General features: G+C 45.8%; 19 protein-coding genes. 16 read left to right on the forward strand and 3 right to left on the reverse strand.

Features of this window, described 5'->3' with window-relative positions:
- Position 1: 1 nt before the first annotated feature.
- The 16 genes from NDJ01_RS19470 (at position 2) to NDJ01_RS19545 (ending at position 12,620) form a co-directional block, all read left to right on the forward strand.
- Positions 2-769, forward strand: a complete 768-nt coding sequence (locus NDJ01_RS19470; protein ID WP_258587182.1) for a DUF3450 domain-containing protein — start codon at positions 2-4, stop codon at positions 767-769.
- Positions 770-2,137, forward strand: coding sequence for a MotA/TolQ/ExbB proton channel family protein (locus NDJ01_RS19475; RefSeq protein WP_193448164.1), 1,368 nt, complete (start codon positions 770-772; stop codon positions 2,135-2,137).
- Positions 2,137-2,691: a MotA/TolQ/ExbB proton channel family protein gene (locus NDJ01_RS19480; protein ID WP_006741219.1), complete on the forward strand. Its 555-nt coding sequence runs from the start codon at positions 2,137-2,139 to the stop codon at positions 2,689-2,691. The genes NDJ01_RS19475 and NDJ01_RS19480 overlap by 1 nt, the downstream gene beginning before the upstream one ends.
- Positions 2,688-3,092, forward strand: a complete 405-nt coding sequence (locus tag NDJ01_RS19485) for a biopolymer transporter ExbD (RefSeq protein ID WP_258587183.1) — start codon at positions 2,688-2,690, stop codon at positions 3,090-3,092. The genes NDJ01_RS19480 and NDJ01_RS19485 overlap by 4 nt, the downstream gene beginning before the upstream one ends.
- Positions 3,092-3,712 (forward strand): energy transducer TonB, encoded by a 621-nt coding sequence (locus NDJ01_RS19490; RefSeq protein WP_006741220.1) that lies wholly within the window; start codon positions 3,092-3,094, stop codon positions 3,710-3,712. The genes NDJ01_RS19485 and NDJ01_RS19490 overlap by 1 nt, the downstream gene beginning before the upstream one ends.
- Positions 3,709-4,881, forward strand: a complete 1,173-nt coding sequence (locus NDJ01_RS19495) for a hypothetical protein (protein WP_134645355.1) — start codon at positions 3,709-3,711, stop codon at positions 4,879-4,881. Before NDJ01_RS19490 ends, NDJ01_RS19495 begins: the two co-directional genes overlap by 4 nt.
- A 133-nt stretch (positions 4,882-5,014) precedes the next feature.
- Positions 5,015-5,644, forward strand: a complete 630-nt coding sequence (locus tag NDJ01_RS19500; RefSeq protein WP_258488370.1) for a PepSY-associated TM helix domain-containing protein — start codon at positions 5,015-5,017, stop codon at positions 5,642-5,644.
- Between the two features lie 21 nt (positions 5,645-5,665).
- Positions 5,666-6,205, forward strand: coding sequence for a DUF2271 domain-containing protein (locus NDJ01_RS19505; protein ID WP_237309329.1), 540 nt, complete (start codon positions 5,666-5,668; stop codon positions 6,203-6,205).
- 15 nt (positions 6,206-6,220) lie between these two features.
- Positions 6,221-7,051: a DUF4198 domain-containing protein gene (locus NDJ01_RS19510; protein WP_258431765.1), complete on the forward strand. Its 831-nt coding sequence runs from the start codon at positions 6,221-6,223 to the stop codon at positions 7,049-7,051.
- Positions 7,052-7,093: 42 nt separating this feature from the next.
- Positions 7,094-7,414 (forward strand): hypothetical protein, encoded by a 321-nt coding sequence (locus NDJ01_RS19515; RefSeq protein WP_046873904.1) that lies wholly within the window; start codon positions 7,094-7,096, stop codon positions 7,412-7,414.
- Positions 7,411-7,965, forward strand: coding sequence for a DUF6162 family protein (locus tag NDJ01_RS19520; protein WP_047007956.1), 555 nt, complete (start codon positions 7,411-7,413; stop codon positions 7,963-7,965). Before NDJ01_RS19515 ends, NDJ01_RS19520 begins: the two co-directional genes overlap by 4 nt.
- Before the next feature lie 22 nt (positions 7,966-7,987).
- Entirely contained in the window at positions 7,988-8,914 is a 927-nt protein-coding gene (locus NDJ01_RS19525) for a metal ABC transporter solute-binding protein, Zn/Mn family (RefSeq protein ID WP_047007957.1), read from the forward strand.
- Entirely contained in the window at positions 8,914-9,642 is a 729-nt protein-coding gene (locus NDJ01_RS19530) for a metal ABC transporter ATP-binding protein (protein WP_047007958.1), read from the forward strand. Before NDJ01_RS19525 ends, NDJ01_RS19530 begins: the two co-directional genes overlap by 1 nt.
- Entirely contained in the window at positions 9,642-10,517 is an 876-nt protein-coding gene (locus NDJ01_RS19535) for a metal ABC transporter permease (protein WP_005393560.1), read from the forward strand. The genes NDJ01_RS19530 and NDJ01_RS19535 overlap by 1 nt, the downstream gene beginning before the upstream one ends.
- Before the next feature lie 22 nt (positions 10,518-10,539).
- Complete coding sequence (locus tag NDJ01_RS19540; protein ID WP_114323503.1) at positions 10,540-11,409, forward strand: metal ABC transporter solute-binding protein, Zn/Mn family; 870 nt, start codon at positions 10,540-10,542, stop codon at positions 11,407-11,409.
- Positions 11,410-11,624: 215 nt separating this feature from the next.
- Positions 11,625-12,620, forward strand: coding sequence for a porin (locus NDJ01_RS19545; RefSeq protein ID WP_257888863.1), 996 nt, complete (start codon positions 11,625-11,627; stop codon positions 12,618-12,620).
- A 215-nt stretch (positions 12,621-12,835) separates the two neighbouring features.
- Here the strand turns inward: NDJ01_RS19545 and NDJ01_RS19550 are convergent, their stop codons facing one another.
- The 3 genes from NDJ01_RS19550 to speB form a co-directional block, all read right to left on the reverse strand.
- Positions 12,836-15,001 carry a S9 family peptidase gene (locus tag NDJ01_RS19550; protein WP_258587184.1) on the reverse strand — a complete coding sequence of 722 codons (2,166 nt, stop codon included), beginning with the start codon at positions 14,999-15,001 and terminating at the stop codon, positions 12,836-12,838.
- Positions 15,002-15,312: 311 nt separating this feature from the next.
- Entirely contained in the window at positions 15,313-16,518 is a 1,206-nt protein-coding gene (gene emrD, locus NDJ01_RS19555; protein ID WP_257897538.1) for a multidrug efflux MFS transporter EmrD, read from the reverse strand.
- A 411-nt stretch (positions 16,519-16,929) separates the two neighbouring features.
- Entirely contained in the window at positions 16,930-17,850 is a 921-nt protein-coding gene (speB, locus tag NDJ01_RS19560; protein WP_025612040.1) for an agmatinase, read from the reverse strand.
- Position 17,851: the final 1 nt, after the last annotated feature.

Genomic DNA, 17,851 nt, shown 5'->3' on the forward strand with positions numbered 1-17,851 from the left:
TATGAATCTAATGAAATCAAGTATCGCTCTGTTGATATCATCGGTTTTGATTCCCGCTCACGCGGCGAACTTAAACGATGCACAAGCTGTGCAGAGTAAAACAAACCAGTCGTCGGCGGTAAGCCAAAAACGTATTGATGCAAGCGCAGAAAAATCACTTACTCTAGAAGCTGAAATTGAGCAGCTGCAAGAGGAAGTCGGTAACTTGAAGATTTATCGCGATCATCTTGCAAGCCTTGTTGAGAGCCAAAATCAAGAAGTTGATAGCTTGAACGAGCAAATTGAGCAGATTGCTCAAACTCGTCAAGGTGTCGTGCCTTTGATGTATCACATGCTTGAAGGCTTAAAAGCGCTCGTTGCTAACGACAAACCTATACGCAAAGCGCAACGTGAGGAACGAATTGCAAAGCTGGATTCCATGATGACGCGTGCAGACGTTGCGGATGCAGAGAAGTTTCGTCGTATTTTAGAAGCGTACCAAATTGAAATGGATTACGGCACCAAGCTTGGCGTTTACCAAGGCAAGATTAACCTGGGTGACAATGAAGCTGTGGAGGCGGACATTCTCTATTTAGGGCGTTTGTCTTTGGTAGCACGTAGCTTATCTGGTGAGACATTCTGGAGCTGGTCACAGCAACAACAAGTATGGCAACAAGTGGGTTCTGAGCAAAAATCAGAGCTAGATAAAGCGTTCGCTATGGCGAATAAACAGATCGCGCCGAGTATGTTAACTCTGCCAGTGTCGTTAACCGCTGCGGAGGGCAAATAAATGATGAAAAAATGGTTATCGGTTGCACTAATCTCGACAGCCGCATTAATGCCTCATACAACTGTTGCTAGTGATGCGTTGTTACAAAAGGCGCAGCAAGAAAATCGTCAACAGCAATCGCACAATGTCACGCGTGAATCAGGTTTTAAGAAAACAGAGCAAGAGCTACAGGCTATAAAGAATAAATTGGCCGCAGAGCGAGCGGCTCTTCAAGCAGAAGCGGATTCATTAAGTGTTACTTTCGGTGAAAACGAAGCGGAACTGGCGCAGCTAGAAGAAAAGCTACGTCTAGAAACCGGGAGCTTAGGTGAGCTATTTGGCGTCGTTCGCCAGAACGCAAAAGAGCTAGAGTCAGAGCTCAAGAGCTCAGTAACGGGTGTAGATGCAAACTCATATCAGAAAGATATCGATGCTATTGTTGCGGCTAAATCACTGCCAACGTTGACCCAACTTCAGGCGATGTGGCACAGCATGGAAGAACAAATCAAAGCAAGTGGTGAGATGGCAAACGTCTCTTTCACACTGCTAAATGGCGAAGGTCGTGAACAAACGGTTAATGGTGTTCGTCTTGGTTCTATGGCGCTGCTGCATGACACTGGCTACGTTAAGTGGAATGGTCAACGCGGAGATGCGGTAAACTATCTTCGTCAGCCTGAAAGCGGTCCAACAGCGAATACTATTTCCTCTGGTGACATTGATGCGCTTGTCATTGACCCGTCACGCGGCATTCTTCTTGAGCAGCTCGCAAACTCACCGACTTTGGCTGATCGCCTAAATGCAGGCGGCGTTGTCGGTAAAATCATTCTTGGTTTATTAGCTATCGGCCTATTGATTGCTCTCGTTCGTGGTGCATCTCTGATGATTTCGCGCCAGAAAATCATGAAGCAACTGAAAACTCCAGCACAGCCAGGAGACAACCCTTTGGGTCGTGTGCTTGCGGTGTATCAGAAAGATAAGCATCGCAGCGTAGAAGCGTTAGAGCTACGTCTTTTGGAAGCCGTTGTTGATGAGCAAACCCACCTAGAAAAAGGGTTGTCGATGCTGAAGCTTCTTGCTGCGCTGGCTCCTATGCTTGGTCTATTGGGCACGGTAACGGGTATGATCGAAACCTTCCAAGTCATCACTCAATTTGGTAATGGTGATCCGAAAGTAATGGCGGGTGGTATTTCGATGGCGCTTGTAACTACTGTACTTGGCCTTGTTTCAGCCATGCCATTGTTATTGGCGCACAACGTATTGAGCTCTCAAGCAGAAAATATTCGCAGTATCTTAGAAAAGCAAGGTATCGGTTTAGTTGCAGAACAAGCTGAGCGTGATATGCCGAGCAACAAAAGTCACTCTAACACCTTAGCGGAGAACGCAGCGTAATGGAGCAGATCCTACTCAACACATTGGGTTTGATCAGTGAGGATTGGGCCACAACCTTGATGAGCTTTATGCAGCAAGGTGGCCAAATCCTATGGTGGCTGGCTGCCGTCGTGGCGGTGTGCTGGCTGTTGGTTATGGAGCGAGTTATTTATCTCACAACGGTTTTCCCTGGGGTAAAGAAACAGCTTTGTGAGCAGTGGCAAGCAAGATCAGAGCACCACTCTTGGTACGCACATCAAATCCGTGAAGGATGGATTGCAAAAGCGCAAATCGAACTGCGCCAAAACCTATCGACCATTAAGCTACTTGTGGCGGTTTGCCCAATGTTAGGGTTGTTAGGGACGGTGACGGGCATGATTACGGTATTTGACGTAATGGCATCGCAAGGCAGCAGCAATCCAAAATTGATGGCTTCTGGTATCTCACTTGCTACGCTGCCAACCATGGCGGGTATGGTAGCAGCGCTGGCGGGCATGTTTATTCATGCTCGCCTTAGCAAAGTGTGTGAACGAAAAGCTATCCAGTTAGAACAATCTTTAAGGAGTCAAAAGTGAGACTCGGACGCAGACCTAACCAACAAGATGAAGCTCAAGTCGATTTAACGTCGATGCTTGATATCGTCTTCATCATGTTGATCTTCTTCATTGTGACCAGTTCGTTTGTACGTGAATCCGGTGTAGACGTGAACCGCCCTCAGGCTTCTAATGTGGTAAGCCAAAAAGATGCGGGCATTTTTATCGCGGTAACGGCAGCAAATGACGTGTACATCGACAAACGAGTGGTTGATATTGAGCGTGTTGAGGCCTCTATTGAGCACTTGTTACTTGATCAGCCTGATGCTTCGTTAGTTATCCAAGCTGACGAGCATGCTTATAATGGCACTGTCGTGAAAGTGATGGACGCTGCAAAAGCGGCGGGCGTGAAAAACATCGCATTGGCGGCGGAGAAACCTTAATGGGCAGGCTGTTACTTGCACTACCAGCATCATTGTTAATTTCTGTGAGCCTGTTTAGCTTTATGGCGTGGATGGTTGATAAAGGCAACCAGCGTGCGCCAGAAGCTTCGGAAGCGGTTCGTTTTGATATGGTGATGGTAGAGAATGAAGCAGACGTGCAGCGTCGTCAACGTTCAGTGCCGGAGCAACCAGAACCACCCCAAGCGCCGGAGCCAATGGATCTGTCTCAAGCTGACACTCAAATGGAGCCAATGAGCCAGATGACGCCAGTCAGTGCTTTAGGTTTGAACACTGCCCTTGAAGGTATCGCGATCAGTGCGCCAAACTTGAAGGGAACAATGGGCAACCAACAAGCACTGCCGTTGTATCGTGTTGATCCTCGCTATCCTAGTAAGGCGCTGAAACGTAGAGTTGAAGGCTATGTCATTATGCGTTTCACGATCGACGCTACGGGACGACCAAAAGATATTGAAGTGATCGAGGCTGAGCCACAGCGTATGTTCGAAAGGGAAGCAATCCGTGCGCTTAAAAAATGGAAGTATCAGCCAAAAGTTGAGGATGGTGTGTCAATTGAGCAGTATGGACAAACCGCTAAAGTGGAGTTCAAGTTAGCCAAATGATGAAAAAATTCCTAATCGGTACGGTATTAAGCCTGAGTGCACTTTCAACCATTGCCAGTGAGTTAAGCCAATACACTGCCGCGAGAGTTCAACGAGCACACAACTTGGCTCAAGAGGAGAAACTAAAAGAAGCGATTTCATCTCTTGAAGCTATGGAGCTTTCTCGTGGATATGACCAAGCTTATGTCGCTCGAATGTTGGGTATTTTTTACTGGCAGAATGAGCAAACTCAAGCAGCAATTAAGCAACTTGAGTTGGCAGTCAATAGTGGTTTGCTACAAGATGAGCAAGCATGGCAAACCCGAAAAATGTTGGCAGATATACTGCTGAACGAGCAACGCTTTTCTAAGGCGTTACCTCATTACTATGCCTTGAGCAAAAACATTCCTAAAGGTCAAAAAGCGCATGAGCTATGGCTGCGTATTTCCCAATCTCATTATCAACTGAGTCAGTGGCAGAAAGTGCTTTCAGCAATGGCTCGTTATGAGAAGTTTGGTCAGCCAGACAAGCTTGGCGCATTGTCGATAAAGCTTTCTGCTGAGCTAGAACTGAAAAAGTGGAAGCCGGCAATCTCGACCATCAAACGCTTGATCGCGATTGAACCTGAGCGAATTGAATGGTGGCGTCAGCTTGTTGCTCTTTACCTGCGTGTTGATGACAACAAACGTGCTCTGGACTCTTTGGCGTTGGCAAAACTGAAAGGGTTACAACTTAGCCAAGATGACTTAAAGCTGCTGTCACAATTGTACGCGAAACGAGGTATTCCTGAGAGAGCTGCGTTAGTGATGAACGAGCTAGAGGATGTAAACTCGAATAGTAAACTGAAAGCTCAGCAAGCGACGTATTGGCAAATGGCAAAAGAGTGGGAAGAGTCTATCGATAGTTGGCGTGTTGCTGCTCAGTTAGACCGACAGTATTACTGGAACTATTCTCAATTATTGGTGCAAGAAGGCCACTATAAAGATGCCCTTGCCGCGCTCGATAAGGTCAGCGGTCGTAAAGCGGATGTCGCACTTATCAAAACTCGCGCTTATTACAAACTTAAGCGGTTTGACGATGCACTCGCTAATGCCAAAAGAGCGAATGAGATTAAACCGTCGAATCAGGCAAAAAGTTGGGTTAAGTATCTATCACAGCTACGCAAAGTAGAATCGACGCAAAACTCATAGCGAACATTTTTATTAAATACCCGAGCTCAGTCTCGGGTATTTTTTTGTCTAAAGTAAACAATGTAAATTAAATGCCAATACGAATGATTATCACCTAAATTATGTCCCACATTTATTGGTGATGATTGTTTCTATGCTGCTTAAAAGCAAAGGTGTTCAAACTTGGGCTCGCCGCCTACATATCTATATTTCGATGGCTCTTCTCTTAGTTACGCTGTTTTTTGCAGTAACTGGTATTACCCTCAATCGCCCCGAATTGTTTGAACGCAGTGAACCTATCATTCAACAACATACTCTGACGGTTCCGCACTCAGTTCTACTCTCACATTCAGATACTTTTCAACCTAATCGTGAAGAACTGGTGGCTTTTTTGACTAAGGAAACCGAGCTTCGCGGTACTCCCTCCGCATTAGATGTGTATACCGAAGTTGAGCAAGGTGAGTTGTTACTCGGAGAGCTGTCTATGGATTTTAAAGGCCCGGGTTATAACGCTACGGTCTTTATTGATATGACTACTGGTGCGGCAGATGTTGAAACGACGCACTACGGTATTGTGGCGTTGTTGAACGATCTACATAAAGGTCGCAACAGTGGTGGGATTTGGAAGTGGTTTATCGACGTCACTGCGCTTTTGATGGTGTTTTTTGTTCTAACAGGTGTGTGCTTATTACTGCCTAAGAAGAAGACGCTTAGAACGTCAATGCAATGGATGAGCTTTGGTACGTTACTGTCGCTCGTGATTTATTTTGTTGCTGTTCCATAACAGCTTTTTTAGAGAACACTTATGTTGAACACAGGAAGATTTTTCCGCCGCAATCACTTTTGTAAAGCCGCTTTGATCGCGGCTTTTGCTCCTTTCTCTCTTTCTGCGGCTCCTCTACCAGATAACGCGAAGATCGATTTCGAATTCGAACTTCCAAAGATAGACACTTCAATGTACGCACGCCCTTATGTGGCGGTGTGGGTTGAAAACGATCAGCGTAAACCGGTTAAAACCATTCAGTTATGGGTAGGGAAAGACGAATGGTTAAAAGATCTACGCAGCTGGTGGAGAAAAGCGGGTCGTTATGATCGTGAACTTGTTGATGCGGTGACGTCAGCAACGCGCCCTGCTGGACAGTACCGTTTTGTTTGGGACGGAACCAATGACGCAGGGGAGCGTTTGGAGCAGGGAAATTACACATTGTACGTCGAAGTCGTTCGTGAACACGGTGGGCGTAACTACTTACGTCAAAAAATAACGCTAGCGGACAGTGAAGTGCGCTATGAGCTTAAACCAACTCAAGAGACGGGTGTCATCACCGTCAATTATCAAGTTAAGTGATTAAAGGACACAACAATGAAAACCAAAATGAAAGCAGTGGCATTGGCGAGTGTAATGGCAATGGGATTGGCTGCAACAACCACCGCACAAGCGCATCCACGTTGGGTTCTGCCTTCTCACTTTACGGTTTCAAAAGAAGGCGGTGACTGGCTGACATTTGATGTTACTGCTTCTCACGGGACGTTTGTTTTTGATAAGCCTGCGGGTAGTGACCAAGCGTTCGTGGTGATGCCGGATGGCCGTTCTGAGCGTCCTAACTTTGTTGTTCGTGGCAAACGTCGTTCTATGTTTGATTTCTTTTTTACGGAAGAAGGCACGCACAAAGTCGCGATCAATAATCAGCCGAGCTACTACACCCAATACAAAGCGGGTCGTCGTGATACGGTGAAGTGGGCTCGAGCAAACAAAGCTGAGCGTGGTGATGTGCTTCCCGAGCAAGCACGTGATGTGGTTACGCAACTAAGCTACACCCGAGCAGAAAGCTACATTACGGTTGGTATGCCAACGGACAAAGCGTTGGAGATTGAAGGCAAAATGCTGGAGATGAAGCCAGTCACGCATCCATCGGACATCATTGAAGGTGAACCAGTCACTTTCCAGTTTTTCTTCAATGGTGAGCCACAAGAGGGCGTCACAGCGGAGATCACACGTGAAGGCACCATGTACCGAAACCATCAAGAACAAATCGATGTGGTGAGTGATAAAGATGGCAAAGTGATCTTCACGCCAGAGGTCGCAGGGCGCTACTTAATGAAAGCGAACTACAAAGGTGAATTAAAAGATAATCCATTGGCGGATAAAGCGAGTGCCAATGTTCACCTTACGTTTGAAACTCAACTTAACTAATCGAATTAGGCTCAGCAATCGCTGGGCCATTTTGGAATCATCATGAATAACACTTCTCTTCTAAAAGCTGCTTTGCTTTTTTCTGGATTTGCTTCTTTTCACGCTGCTGCACACTTCCCTCTGATGAGTTGTCACTTGGCGCAAGATAAAGTGATTTGTGAAGCGGGCTACTCGGATGGATCGACAGCGGTCGACTACGATGTCGAAATGTACGATTACGACGACAATCTGATCGCCAAAGAAAAAACAGATAAGCGTTCCATCGCAGAATTTACTCACCCTGAAACAGATTTCTATTTGGTATTTGATGCCGGACATGAAAGCCCGGTGGAAGTGGATATCGTTGAGCTGAAAGAGAAATGAGTGTACAGAAAGTTCGTCCCGATGATGGTAACCGAGAAGGAAAGTGGGTCGCACTGACTATCGCAGCGATTCTCGGTTTTGCAGCCATACTTATGCCCCATCATCAGGTTGCGACTGAAAAGTCAGACATACAGGCTCATCAAGTTTTAATCACGGACTTACATCAAAACGAGTTGGGTTTGATCGCGGAACTTAAGCTTGCTCATGAAGAGATTCGTGATTTGCAGCTAGAAACTGGAACTTGGCCTGAGGTCTCTGACATGGAGGCGCTTTGGATTGCTCCATTCGTAAAAGACCAAAATTGGAAGCGCAAAGGGTCTCATCAGTGGAAACGAATCGATGACGGAGTCTACATTGGCATGAAGAAAAATGCCCAAGGTTCTGCCTCTATGCTTCTGGATAGCCGTGGCTCTCAAGCTGATATTTGGTTTAGTGATTCTAGCCGATCGTTAAATGCGGAGGTACTAAGCGATCTAGCAAAACGCCGCCAGCATGGCTGGCAACAAATCGTTCTGTCAGATTCCTCTTCTTCCCATTCTCACGCCCATTAAGACAACATAATTGATAACTACTATGATCAAACGCTCTCTTTTACGTCGTATTCTTACAGCCACCGTGTTATTGACGGTGTCTTCTACTGGCTTTGCTGCCGATAAACTCAGTATTGGTATTACGCTTCAACCTTATTACAGCTATGTCAAAGCTGTTGTTGATGACAAGGCGAACATCATTCCTCTGGTCGATGCTGGTTTTAACCCTCATAACTATTTACCGCAACCCAATGATCTTAAGCGTTTGAATGAAATGGATGCGATAGTGATCAATGGTATTGGTCATGACGATTTTGCACTGAAAGTGATCAAAGCCTCTCAGCGTGATGATCTCGTGGTTATCGAAGCAAACAAAGAAGTGCCTCTGTTACCGGCGATGGGGCAGTCAGTTGGTCAAGGTGCAGTGAACCCTCACACCTTTGTTGGTCTATCGACCACTATTCAAAAGGTTTACACCATCGCGAGTGAGCTAAGTAAACTGGACCCAGACAACGCTACTTTTTATCGCCAAAATGCTCGTAAATACGCGAAAACTTTCCGCCTGATGAAGCGTGATGCAATGTTGTCTCTTGGAGAGTTGGACACGGCTGGTATGAAGGTGGCGACAACCCATAATGCTTACGGTTATATCCTTCAGGAATTTGGTGTTGACGTCGCAGCTGTCATTGAGCCTGCTCATGGTGTTGAACCAAGTGCCAGTCAGTTGCAGGAAACGATTGAGAAAATTCGTGAATCGGGTATTGATGTGCTGTTTTATGAGCTCAATATGCCGAACCGTTTTGTTGATACTATCGAAGAGGCGACTGGGGTGCAGCTTTATCGCTTTTCTCACATGACTCACGGTGAGTATGAGGCTGATAAAGTCGAACTTGAGATGCGAGATAACGTGGAAACGCTCATTGAGGCAATGAAGTTTGTTGCGAGCAAGCGAGCAGGGGAAAAGGCGTAATGACTGGACCTTCCGTTTCCTTAAGTAACGTGGGCCTAAAATACGCCGACAATATTATTTTGCGGAACATCAGCGCTGAATTCGAGAGCGCTAAATGCCACGTTATCATGGGGCCGAATGGTGGTGGGAAAACCTCTTTGCTTCGTTCGATACTTGGGCTAACACCATTTTCGGGAAACATTGCACTCAATTGGCCAGAGCAATCAGCTGCATCGGGTAAGATAGGATATGTACCACAAAAGGCGATGTTCGAGGCAAGCCTCCCGTTAACCGTGATGGATTTTGTGCTGCTTAATCAAACCCGTATCCCTCTATTTTGGCGACGTAAAACTAAACAAACTCAACATGCCCTGGCCCAGCTGGATCGCGTGGGCATGGCAACGCGTTGCGATCGTCGTATGGGGCAACTCTCTGGCGGTGAGCAACAGCGTGTTTTGTTTGCGCAAGCTTTACTGGATGAGCCCAATTTATTGGTTTTAGATGAACCTACAACTGGTATGGACGAGCAAGGTGTTCGGTATCTTGAAGGTTTGATTCATGAAGTCGTTGGAGAAGGCAAAACGGTACTGGCAGTACACCATGACGTGACCGCAGTGCGCCGTTTAGATGCTCAGGTCCATGTCGTAAATCGTCAAATTGTGGCGTCAGGTCACCATTCAGATGTGCTAAGCCCTGATCGTATAGAAACATTATTTAAGCACTACACAGCAAAAGTGGAGGCTGCATAATGGATTGGTTACGAGAGTTAGCGGTTAGCGGCGTTGAAGCTGGATGGTTAAGCGATAGCTTTTCTTATGCCTTCATGGTGAACGCAATTGTGGCTGCGTTGATATTAGGACCATTACTTGGTGGTCTTGGGACATTAGTCATCGCCAAGCGACTGGCTTTTTTCTCTGAAGCGGTTGGGCACGCTGCGCTTACCGGAATCGCGATTGGTGTGTTGCTCGGTGAGCCGCCAGAGAATCCGATCATCGGCTTGTTTAGCTTTTGTATGATTTTTGCGCTGTTGCTTCACTTTGTTCGTAATCGTACCAATGTACCTTACGATACACTGGTTGGGGTTTTTCTTGCACTAGCGTTAGCGGTTGGTGCTGCGCTGTTAATGTACGTCGCTCGTAAGATCAACATTCACATGTTGGAGAACGTGTTGTTCGGATCGATCTTGACTGTGACGGACAACGATATCCTTATTTTAGCGATCAGTTGTTTGATCATATTACTGCTTCTTATTCCTACGTTTAACCGCATTTTGCTGACTTGTATCAGCCCGGATATTGCACGTGTACGCGGCTTTAATACCAGCTTTTATGATTACTTATTTGTCATGATGATCACCTTGGTCACCATCGCCGCGGTAAAGATTATTGGCGCGGTATTGGTTGGTGCATTGCTACTGATTCCTGGTGCAACGGCTAGGTTATTGACTAAACGCATGGGCAGTTTCGTTCTCCTTTCTTCTTTATTGGCAACCATTGCGTGTTTAGTCGGAACCATACTGCCGATGGAGCTTGAGCTACCAGTGCCATCAGGCGCATCCATCATCATTGTTTCTGCGGCCTTTTTCCTAACAGCAACGGTTTACCGAATTATCCAAAAAGCGTAACCCTTTTTATAAAGTAATGAACATGAAGATAAAAAAATTAGCGATAACTTTTGGTTTGGTTATAGCGACGACACTTCCATCGTTGGCAAGCGCCAAAGACATTTTAACCAGCACTCCCGTCACGTACATGTTGTCTGAGCAACTCATGAAAGGTACAGGGATAGAGACTCAGTATCTGCCTCCAAAGCGTTACGGCGTTGAGCGTCTTGAGAACTGGTTCGCAAATAAAGGTACAGAGCAAGTTAAGCAAGCGGGTCAAGCCGCGACGGTTGCTATTACTCTTGGTGCGATTTGGAAACAAGACCCGACTTATGTTTACGCTCGACAGGGCAACATTCACTTGATTGAAATCGATGCATCGCAGGCCATTTCTCCTAGAGCTCAAGGAGTTGCAGCACTGACATTGGAAAACGGGTCAACATCGAAGTACGCGTGGCTGAACCCTACAAACTTAATCCGAATGGCGGGCATTGTTGGAGAGGATCTACAACGTGTATATCCTGAACACCAAAAGGCGATTCAAACGAATCAACAGGCTTTTATGCTCAATGTGCGTGAACTGATCAACCAACAACAGGCAGAGATCTTCGATAAAGGCATCGATTCAGTGGTACTGATGAGTGAGTCACTAGAGGACTTTGCCTCTGGCAACCAATTGTTTGTGGTTGGGCGCGAATTTAAGCCAGAACTCGAGTGGACAGAAGAAGACAAATTATCTTTAAAAGCTCAGTTTGAACAAGATAAAACGCTATGGTTAGTGACGGATAAACGACCGTCGAAAACCTTGACATCGCTTATTAAACCGAGTCGTATACTGCAAATTGATGTTATTGACCGCTGGGGCAGTAAGGGTATCAAAACTGAGAAGCCACTCGCACGTTGGGAGATGTGACACGTAAAAAGCCACAGATTTTATGATGGGGAATGAAAAGTTCCCTATTTTTTTGTGACTTAGTTCAAAATGTGAGTATTAATACCACTGGTTGCATAAGAAAGTGTTTGTTTCATTTCTATTTCATTACTACTTTGTTATGTGTTCGTTGCGATTGATTCGGATTTAATCTGTCTCTAAGCGAACCGGTACAAACAACTATACGGATGTTAACAATGAAAATGAAAACTCTAGCCGTTGCAGTGGCGGCACTAGCATGTGGTTCACAGGCCTTCGCAGCAGAAGTTTATAACAGCGATGGTACATCTTTATCGATCGGCGGTCACGTTTCAGTTGGCGTGGGTGAGTACTACGAGGAAGATGTGAAAGTTCATCAAGTGTCTCCACGTATTAACGTCGCGGGTAAGAAAGACATTGGCAACGGTATCACTATCGACGCTAAAGGCGAATGGGCGCTTAACTACCTAAATGGTGGTGAACAGTCATTCAAAACTCGTCTAGGTTACATCGGTGCAACTCACGAGCAGTACGGTCGCCTTGTTGCAGGTACTCAATGGTCACCTTACTACGATGTCGCTGGTGTTGCGGATCTACCAATCGCGTTTGCGAACGACTTTTTGTACGACAACCACGGCAACCTAGGCTCAGCTCGTGCTGATAAAATGCTTAGCTACCGTAAAGGTTTTGAATTTGGTGAAGGCTTTGCTTTCAACCTAGGTCTAGGTTGGCAAGGTGAGCAAACTTCAGATGCAACAACATACGAGCAACGTGGTCAAGTTGCACTGAGCGGTTCTGTAGCTGGCTTTGGCCTAGGCTACGTATACAGCGGCGGTGATGTTAAAAACGCGACTCTAGGTACTAAGAACGCTGAATCACACCTATTCTCTGTAAACTACGGTCAGTACGGTTCAGGTCTATACGCAGCAGTAGTATACGGTATGAACGATTACTTCTACGACATGCGTAAAGAGACTTCTCAACTTGAAGCTCTTTTGGCATACGGCGTGAATGATTGGACATTCAGCGTTAACTACGAAGGCGTAGAAGACGAAGAAGACAACAAGACAGTTTCAAGCGAAACTGCGCTACAAGCAGAGTACGCTGTAACTCCTGCTTTCGTAACGTTTGCTGCTTACCAGTTTGACCTAGGTAACGATTACACTAGCGAAGAGAACGACTACTGGACTCTAGGTGCTCGTTACTACTTCTAATAAATAGGCCAGTTTCTACTGCCTAAACACATTTATTGTGTTAACGCCTACTCGTTGTGAGTAGGCGTTTTTCTTTCTGCTTTCCGTTGGCTATAAGAGACACTGGTAATGATGTGCTTAGGTACCCCAACTCTCTGTTTAGAGAGCGCGTCTATAAAAAATGCCCGCAAGTTGCGGGCATTTTTGTTGTTAGAGATGCAGTTCTATTAATACGCTTATTTTTTATCGAGTAAATCGAGGAAGAACGCGTACTCTAACGCATCTTCTTTCAAGCGCTTAAATCGACCAGATGCGCCGCCGTGTCCGGCTTCCATATCGGTTTTGAACAACAAGACGTTATCGTCTGTCTTCATTTCACGAAGTTTGGCGACCCACTTCATTGGTTCAAAGTACTGCACTTGAGAGTCGTGCAAGCCAGTCGTTACCAACATGTTCGGGTAGTTTTGTGCCTTAACGTTGTCGTAAGGCGAGTAACTCAACATATAGTCATAGTATGTTTTGTTGTTTGGGTTACCCCATTCATCATATTCATTGGTGGTCAATGGAATCGATTCATCGAGCATGGTGGTTACCACGTCCACAAACGGAACGTGTGCACCGATACCGCGATACAGTTCTGGTGCTTGGTTGATGACAGCCCCCATTAAGAGACCACCTGCAGAGCCACCAACAGCGAAGACTTTATCTTTCTCGCCATAGCCTTGTTCAACCAAACCTTTAGTCACATCAATAAAGTCGTTGAAGGTATTCTGTTTGGTGAGTTTTTTACCATCCTCATACCAAGGTCGGCCAAGCATTTCAGATCCACGGATATGAGCGATGGCGTAAACAAAGCCGCGGTCTAATAGACTCAAACGTGTCGAGCGGAAAGTTGGCTCAATGGTTGCGCCATAAGATCCATAACCATATTGGTAGAGTGGATTCGTACCATCCTTCTTAAATAAGTCTTTACGATACACCAAAGAAACGGGTACTTCTTTACCGTCACGGGCTGTGATCATAATGCGTTCTGATTGGTAATTGTCAGGATTAAAATCACCAAGTACAGGTGTTTGCTTCATGATTTCTGACTTGCCCGTTTTTAGATCGAAATCGTAGTAGGTTCCTGGAGTGGTTAAACTGCTGTAATAAATACGAACTTTCTCGTTATCCAGCTCTAGGTTGCCTGTAAAATAGGCAGCAAACGCATCGTCATTAAATGTGAGGGGGAGTTCTTTTCCTGTTGAGAGCTGACGCACAGTGACGCTTGCTAGACCGTTAGAGCGCTGCTCATAGACGAGGTGATCATCGAATAGCTCGAAGTCGACAAGTTGAGTGTTGTCGTCTGCGGCAATCACGTCTTGCCACTTAGAGCGATCGTGCATCTCTTCTTGCTTAACTTTCATCAAACGGAAGTTCACGGCTTGATAGTTGGTATAAATGTAATACCAATCGCCTAGCTTAGAAATGCTGTATTCAATGCCATTTTCACGAGGATAAAAAGGCTTCGCCTTTGCTTTAGGGTTGTTCGCATCGATGATGGAGACGCCGCTGGTTTCTGTACTGGAATGCCAGATATAAATATCTTCGCCATCTTTGCTTTTGCTTAGTGAGGTGTAATAGGCGCTGTCGGTTTCTTCAAAAATCAACTCATCACTGCTTTGTGGCGTGCCTAAAACATGACGATACACTTGGTAGCCCAGCAAGGTCTGTGGATCTTTTTTGATGTAGTAAAAGGCGTTGTTATCGTTCTGCCATGCAATCGCGCTTGAGGCGCCTTCGATTTCATCTTGTAGGTAATTGCCTATTTTCAGGTCTTTGATCTTAAGAGTGTAAACGCGGCGGCTTAATGTATCTTCGCCATACGCTAGTAAGTTTTCATTCGGACTAACGTACAAGCCGCCAATACTGAAGAACTCATGTTCTTTTGCAAGTTCATTGACATCTAAAATGACTTGCTTGTCTTTGCCTGCAAAGTCTTTCGCTCGAAGATGAACTTCGTATTCGTTATCTCCGGTCACTTCACTTGAGTAGAAGTAGTTGCCTTTACGCACAGGAACGGAGTTGTCGTCTTTTGCTATACGACCTTTAATTTCTTCAAATAGCTCATTTTGAAGAGCTTCAGTGTGCTTGAGAACGGTTTCCGCATACTGATTTTCTTGCTCTAGGTGCTGCAAAATTTCCGGATCTTTACGCTCGTCGTCACGCATCCAGTAGTAGTTATCAACGCGAGTATCACCATGAATAGTCATCGCGTGAGGGACTTTTTTCGCAACCGGAGCTTGAGTTTGTTGAGCAACGATCTGTGATTGGGAGTATTGAGTCATGCTGGGAGTTCCTTGATTGCTGCATCCGGCGACAAGCGCGACCGAGACGGCCAACGTAGTTAAAGTGAAACGCATCTGTTTTTGTCCTTATTATACACCCAAGTGACCTCATCCTGAGGGCTGGGCTTTCATTTCGTTAGTGGTTTTCAGTTGTCCATTCTTTGTTATGGGGTGTGCCGAAAAAGTGAGAATTCTCAATATTTCCGAGTTGGCTACTCAATTTGAAGGGAGCTGAAAACACATTGTGTAAGCAGCTGTTATTTTTAACAAATATCAATTCGAAAGTTAAATCATTCTCATCGGTAAATCGATATAGTGTGATATGAAAAAAGGGACACACTAGTTTAGTGTGTCCCTTTTGGATTTTGAATGTTAGTCGATAATAATCAGATGACTTGCGGAACTTCGTTTGAGTGGTTGTGCGCTCGATTTACCCACATGAGCCCAAGCATTGCAATTACCGACATTGCCATCATCAAAACACCCAGTGGCATCTGGTTATGCGCTGGAAATAGTGACGCGAGTAAAGTCGCAATACCTGCTCCCAAGTTTTGCATGCCACCCAATGTCGCGCCTGCTGTTCCTGCATGGTATGGGAATGGCGCAATTGCTCCGGTTGTTGCGGCTGGGAATAGGATACCCGCACCCAAAAAGTACACGGTTGCGCCACCAACCAGCGTTAACGCCGTGGTTAAACCAAACAAGCCAGGGATGAGCACAATAGCAGAGCCAACAAAAATAGACACCAAGCCCACATTTAAAGCACGACGCTCAGTGCGACGCTGCGCGATGTAGCTAGATAAGCCGGCACCCACCAAGTAACCCGGGATCGGTAAGATAAACAGCAAACTTACCGTTGTTGCTGGTAATGCCAATACACCACCTAGCAATACCCCAGCTGCTGCCTCGAACACACCTACGCCAGCAAACGTCGCAACTAGGCAGATCAAAAAGCCTTGGAAGCGGCGGTCAGACAAAACGTGTTTGTAGCTTTTGGCTACTGGTTCGAACTTGCGTTTCTCTTTTGGTAGCGTCTCCATCATGCTGGTCATCATGGTAATCACCACTGCAATGCCAAACAGCGCTAAGAATAGGTAGCTAGAGCGCCAGCCAAACGCTTCGGTTAAGTAGCCGCCAAGTACGGGAGCCAACAATGGTGAGAAAATCACACACATGCTGATTAAGCTATTTGCTCTGTGTAGCTCAGAACCTTCAAAGCAGTCGCGAGTCAGAGTACGTGACATCGCACCACCGCAGCCAATACCTAAACCTTGGATGAAACTACCAATCAAGAACCATTCAAATTGGTGTGCAAAGAGCGCCACCAATGTACCTACGATGTAGATAAGTAGGCCTGCTATGATGATTGGCTTGCGACCTAAGCGGTCCGATAACGTACCGTACACGAATTGCGATAAGCCATATGGAATTAGGTAACAAGCCATCACAGCTTGAAGTGATGACGCAGACACCAAAAACTCACCCGCCATATGACCGATTGAAGGCACGTACATTGTTTGGGTCATTTGACCCACGGCAGTCAATATTGCGATTAAAAAGGTAAGTTTCGCTAATGGAAACGAAGCAGACATTTGCGTATCTCTCCAAAAAATTTAAGACGTAAAAACCCTTAGCGCTCTAATGCAGAGTGCCAACAAACTTTTGGTGTTACGGGGCTATTTGCGCGAGATATTAGTCTTTGCGTGTACAATTAGCAATCGAAAAGTGTGAAGTTGAGCAAGATAAAAATCTATAATATGCATTAGAAAAAATAATCTGAATTTGCATTCGGAAATAGGCTGCTTTTCTTTGTTGAATTACGTTAAATCTCTTATTTGTTGTGAATGTAAATCCACTTATAGGTCATTGGTTTTTATGGTTAAAACTGAGGTGAGAAGAATTGTTTTGGTTAGCCAGAGCAAGACATAGTTCGAACGAAGAAAAGACTGCAGAAGGCACCATGAACAAAAAGGGAGCCGAAGCTCCCTTAGAAATGATTATGTTTATTCTCGGCCAGATGCGTATGTGTAAAGCATTTCTAGCGCGATGGTTGCTCCCGCTAATGCGGTAACATCACTGTGGTCGTACGGAGGCGATACTTCTACAACATCCATACCCACAATATTCATACCGGCTAAGCCACGAATGATCTTCAGTGCTTTGTCTGAGTTCAAGCCACCACAAACGGGTGTACCTGTTCCCGGCGCGAAGGCTGGGTCCAAGCAGTCGATGTCAAAAGTAACATACACTGGCTTATCTGCGACGGTACGACGAATCTCTTCTAAGATCTCGTTCACCGACATGTCATTCGCTTGCATCGCATTAATCACATTAAAGCCGTGATCCTGCTGTTTGTATTCAGTACGAATACCGATTTGTACGGAGTTCTTCGCAGAGATCAAGCCTTCTTTCGGCGCATGGTAGAACATCGTACCGTGGTCGTATGAACTGCCATTTGCGTAGGTATCCGTATGAGCATCAAAGTGAATCAGAGCCATTTGACCATGATGCTTCGCGTAGGCACGCAGGATAGGCAGTGTGATGAAGTGGTCACCGCCCAATCCCAACATGGTTTTACCGCTTTTTAGAATTTCACTGGTTGCTGCCTCTAGACGGTAAGTGAAATCTTCCGCATCACCGCAATCGAACACGAGGTCACCCGCGTCGATCACTTTCAGCTTATCCAATACGTTGAAGTCCCACGGGAACTTCTTACCTTCCCATGCCAAGTTGACTGAGGCACGGCGAATCGCATCTGGCCCCATGCGTGCGCCTGGACGACCAGATGTAGCCATGTCCAGAGGAACCCCTAGCACCACAACGTCTGCGTCTGCCGATACCGGATTACGAATGTACGGTAGACGTAAAAACGACATAGAGTTGGAGTAAAGCGAATAATCGGTTTTAGTAAACAAATCATTCATA

This window comes from Vibrio sp. HS-50-1 (assembly GCF_024747315.1).
Classification (GTDB): domain Bacteria; phylum Pseudomonadota; class Gammaproteobacteria; order Enterobacterales; family Vibrionaceae; genus Vibrio; species Vibrio diabolicus.